Source organism: Devosia sp. (genome assembly GCF_041917035.1).
GTDB lineage: Bacteria > Pseudomonadota > Alphaproteobacteria > Rhizobiales > Devosiaceae > Devosia_A.
This window is the reverse complement of the sequence record NZ_JAYRYM010000285.1, coordinates 1-4,391: the sequence shown is the minus strand read 5'-3', so window position 1 is coordinate 4,391 and position 4,391 is coordinate 1. Positions and strand designations below refer to the sequence as shown.

At 68.2% G+C, this 4,391-nt stretch carries 4 protein-coding genes and 1 pseudogene; all 5 read right to left on the bottom strand.

The window, feature by feature from the left end:
- Positions 1–337: VOC family protein (locus tag ACE3TU_RS19445; RefSeq protein ID WP_374627246.1), on the bottom strand; the 337-nt coding region annotated here is incomplete at its 3' end.
- Positions 338–436: 99 nt separating this feature from the next.
- Complete coding sequence (locus ACE3TU_RS19440; protein WP_374627244.1) at positions 437–1,474, bottom strand: esterase-like activity of phytase family protein; 1,038 nt, start codon at positions 1,472–1,474, stop codon at positions 437–439.
- Entirely contained in the window at positions 1,471–3,357 is a 1,887-nt protein-coding gene (gene cobT, locus ACE3TU_RS19435) for a cobaltochelatase subunit CobT (protein WP_374627242.1), read from the bottom strand. The genes ACE3TU_RS19440 and cobT overlap by 4 nt, the downstream gene beginning before the upstream one ends.
- Positions 3,358–3,512: 155 nt before the next feature.
- Positions 3,513–4,262: a class I SAM-dependent methyltransferase gene (locus ACE3TU_RS19430; RefSeq protein WP_374627240.1), complete on the bottom strand. Its 750-nt coding sequence runs from the start codon at positions 4,260–4,262 to the stop codon at positions 3,513–3,515.
- 13 nt (positions 4,263–4,275) lie between these two features.
- Positions 4,276–4,391: pseudogene (locus tag ACE3TU_RS19425) on the bottom strand (cobaltochelatase subunit CobS); the annotation flags it as partial.

Sequence of the window (4,391 nt, the reverse complement as noted above, 5' to 3'; positions counted from 1 at the left end):
CCTGCAGCGCGGCGAGGATGTTGCCCTCGGTGTCCTCGAAGGTCAGCAGGTCGCCGATGCCGGGGATGGTCGTCTTCGGGATCACGATCCGGCCGCCTTGCGCGAGGACCGCGGCGGCGGTGGCGTCAACGTCGGCGACATCGATGGTCGCGGTAACCTTCTGCCAGTCGAGACTGCGCTTGCCGATGCCGGCCCCGGGACCGTCCGGCGGGGTCACCAGCCAGTAAGGCTCGGGGCCCTCGAGCCGGGTCACGGCGAAGCCGAACACCGAATGGTAGAAGCTCGCCGCGCGCTCCGGGTCGTCCGCGGCGATGTCCATATGTACGAAGCCGGCCAATTCTGCCTCCTGCAATATCTGCATCAGGCTAGTGCCGTTGCCGGTGCCGGGCCTTGAGCCGGATCAAGGCCGGCGCGTTGCGATCGGCCTGCCCCGCGCCTACTCCGGCAGGCTGAACTCGAGCAGCAGGTTGCGTTCCCAGTCGTTGAAGTTGTTGTCCGAGACCAGGCTGATGCGCGTCGAACCGTCCGGTGCGGTGTGCACGGCGAGGGCTTCCATGTTGTCGATGTCGGCGCCCGAGGATTGCAGCAGCACCTCGCCCTGGAGGTGGGCGCCGGGGCTGACCTCGGCGGCCGGAACGCGCACGAGGCGCATGTTGAACGACAGGAACGCGACGCCGCGCTCGAGCACCAGCAGGTCGCCATTGGGCAGGAAGGCGCAATCGGTCGGATCGGTGCCATCGCCGGAGATGTAGCTCAGCCGCCCCCGGTCATTGCGCCCCAGCAGGTAGGCCGCGTGCTGGCCGTCATCATCGATGATGCCCTCGGTGAGGAGCAGGGTGGAGCCGGCGATCGGCGAGGCTGCCGGTGCGATGCATACCGCCTCGAGCGTTCCGTTGGTGCGGGTTTCGCTCAGCCAGTCGGGAATGGCCACCTCGCGGGCGGCGCCCTGCGGCACGCCGTCGACAAGCTGGAAGTCGGCAACGCGCGTCAGGTTCTCGAAGCCCACGCGCACCGCGGTCGGGGTGCCGTCGCGTTCGATCACCGTCAGCGCCTCGGCATCGCGGGCGAAGGGGCGCGGCAGGTCCCTGCCGCTCGAGTTCTGGATGGGGGCGATGCTCACCCCGATGAGGCCGATGGGCAGTGCCGCCTCATCGTAGAGCAGCTGTCCGGAAACGAAGTTACCGCGGTCCGAGACCATCACCAGGCGCCCGTCGGGGGCGGTGAAGCCGAGGCCCGAGAGGCCGCCGAAGGTGTCGGTCTGGCTCTGCATCTCGATGCCGCCGCGCCACACCAGTCCCTGCACGCGCTCGCCGACGCGGGCGGACATGAAGGTGCGGATCGGCAGCGCGGTGATCGTCTCGTCGTCGGCGCGGGCGCCGAACTCCTGGGAGAGGATTAGTCCGGAGACGGCAGTTAATGCGACGAGCAGGCCCGCGGCGCGGCGGTGACCGACGCGCCTGCCGCCGCCGCTCACCCGAACCGGCCCTTGCGATAGGCCCCCGGCGCCTCCTCGTCGAACAGGGCCGCCAGTTCGTCGGTGAGCGCGCCGGCCAGCTCCTCGGCATCGAGCAGTGTCACGGCGCGACGATAGTAGCGGGTGACGTCGTGGCCGATACCCACGGCGACCAGTTGCACCGGCGAGCGGGTTTCGATGTCTTCGATCACCTGGCGCAAATGGGCCTCGAGGTAGTTCCCGGCATTGACGCTCTGGGTCGAGTCGTCGACCGGCGCGCCATCGGAGATGACCATCAGGATGCGGCGGTTTTCGGGCCGCGCCAGGAGCCGCTTGTGCGCCCATTGCAGCGCCTCGCCGTCGATGTTCTCCTTGAGCAGGCCCTCGCGCATCATCAGCCCGAGATTGCGCCGCGCATGCCGCCAGGGCTCGTCCGCCGCCTTGTAGATGATGTGGCGGATGTCGTTGACCCGGCCGGGATTGGGCGGGCGACCGGCCTCGAGCCAGGCCTCGCGGCTCTTGCCGCCCTTCCAGGCTCGCGTCGTGAAGCCGAGGATCTCGACTTTGACGCCGCAGCGCTCCAGCGTCCTCGCGAGAATATCGCCGCAGATCGCCGCTATGGTGATCGGGCGGCCGCGCATCGAGCCGGAATTGTCGAGCAGCAGCGTCACCACGGTATCGCGGAAATCGGTATCGCGCTCCACCTTGAAGCTCAGCGCCTGCAGCGGATCGGTGACGACACGCGTCAGGCGTGCGGTGTCGAGCAGGCCCTCCTCGAGATCGAACTCCCAGCTGCGGCTCTGCTGCGCCATCAGGCGCCGCTGCAGCTTGTTGGCGAGCCGGGCGACGGCGCCGGCGAGGTTCTCGAGCTGCTTGTCGAGCAGGGCGCGCAGCTGGTCGAGCTCTTCGGCCGGGCAGAGGTCTCCGGCCTTCACCACCTCGTCGAACTTCTGGGTGAAGATCCTGTAGGTGAAGGTATTGTGGAATTCCTTGGCGTTGGCGCCCGGTGGCGGCGGGTTGGGCGAGTCCTCGCCGGCTTCCGAGTTCTCGTCCTCCGATTCCTCGAAGTCCATCTCGGAACCTTCGACCTCGCCCGACTCCTCGGACTGTCCGGGCGTCTGGTCCTCCTCCGCCTCGGCGTCTTCGCTCTCGCCCTCGCCCTGCTCGGGCGAGGTGTCGTCGTCCTGGCCCCGCTCCGGCTCCTGGTCGTCGCCGCCCTCGCTGTCGTCGGCCTCGCCGTCGTCGAGCTCGCTGTCGGGCACGAGGTTCAGGTCGCGCAGCAGCTGCCGGGTGGCGCGACTGAACAATTCCTGGTCCTCGAACTTGTCGAGCAGGGACTCCAGCGAGGTGCCGGCCTTCGCCTCGATCTCGGCCTTCCACAAGCCGACGATGGCATTGCCGGAGGGCGGGATGGAAACGCCGGCGATGCGCTCGCGCAGCATCAGCCCCAGTGCCTCGGCGAGCGGCGCATCCGCCTTGTCGCTGACCTCGGCGAAGTTCTGCCGGAATAGCCGGTCTTCCAGCATCTCGTGGATATTGCCTGTCATGCCCGGCATGCGGACGCAGCCCAGCGCCTCGACGCGCGCCTGTTCGAGCGCGTCGAAGGCGGCGCGTGCCTCCGGCTCGGCGGGAGCGCGCCTCCTGTGCGTGTCGGGATCGTGGCTGGCGAGCCGCATCGCCATGGCGTCGCCCTGGCCGCGGGCGATGGCGATGTCGCGCAGCGTCGGCAGGCGCGGCAGGTTGGCGAGGCGCGCCTTGTCCGAGGTCAGCATCGGCCGGTCGGCGGAGAAACTCACTTCGAGTTCGCGCTTGCCGCCGATGGCGCGCACGGTTGCCCCCACCGCCAACTTGAACGGAGCGGTGGTGTCGGGACGATTGGGTTTTGCGCGCGGCGGCTGGGCCATCTTCAGGTCTTTACGTTACTCACGGAGTCCTTCCCGCGAAAGCGGGAATCCCCGTTCGGGGGCAATGCGGCCCCTGCAAGGATCGCAGGCCCCAAGACGGCCTCGAACGGTCGGGAGTCCGGGATGCTTGCGCGATGCGGCGTCGGTGACGGCCATCAGTGCAGTCCACCGGCCGGCTTGTTCATCGAACACAGCACGAACATCGGCCGCGTAAGCTCGGTTTCGCGCCACTCGGGGTGGTCGACCAGCTGCGCCTCCGTCGGACGCCACTCGTCGAGTGCCCCGTAGGTGAAGCCGGCAGCCGTCAAGGTGTTGAGCATCGTACCGATCGTGCGGTGATACTTCACCACACCGTCGACGATCCAATTGGTCACGCGCCGGCCCTCGACGAGGTAGTCGGCAACCGCGAAGGCCCTTCGGCCGTCCGCGGCGATTGTCCACTCGGGCACGGCGCGGGCGGCGTAGATGGGGTGCTCGACCGAGAAGACCAACTGGCCGCCCGCTGCAAGTGCGCCGAACATCGTCCGCGCAATGCGTCCGAAGTCCTCGACATAGTGCAGCGCCATCGAACTGACGATGAGATCGGCGGAACCGGGGGCAAGTACCAGTTCATCGAGGTTGTCGCGTCGGTAGACGACGGCCGAACTGGCGGTCTCCCGAACGGCCCGCTCCAGCATCTTCGCGCTGAGGTCGATCCCCAACACCGATCGAGCGCCGGCATTGCCGAGCCAACGGCTCAACTGGCCGAAGCCGCAGCCGAGGTCGATGACGCGCTTGCCGGGGATGTGGGGCAGCAAGGCTCGGAACGCCGGCCATTCACTGGTCGCATCCAGCCCGTCGCGCGAACGGGGGAACTCGCTGTAGCCGGCGAGAAACCGGTCGTCGTCATAGATGTTCTGGGCCATGACGGCCTCCGGATCAGGCCACCACCGCGAGGTTCGCGGCACTTTCCGGCAGGTCCTCGCCGAACACGCGCTGGTAGAACTCGGCCACCACGGGGCGTTCGAGTTCGTCGCACTTGTTGAGGAAGGTCA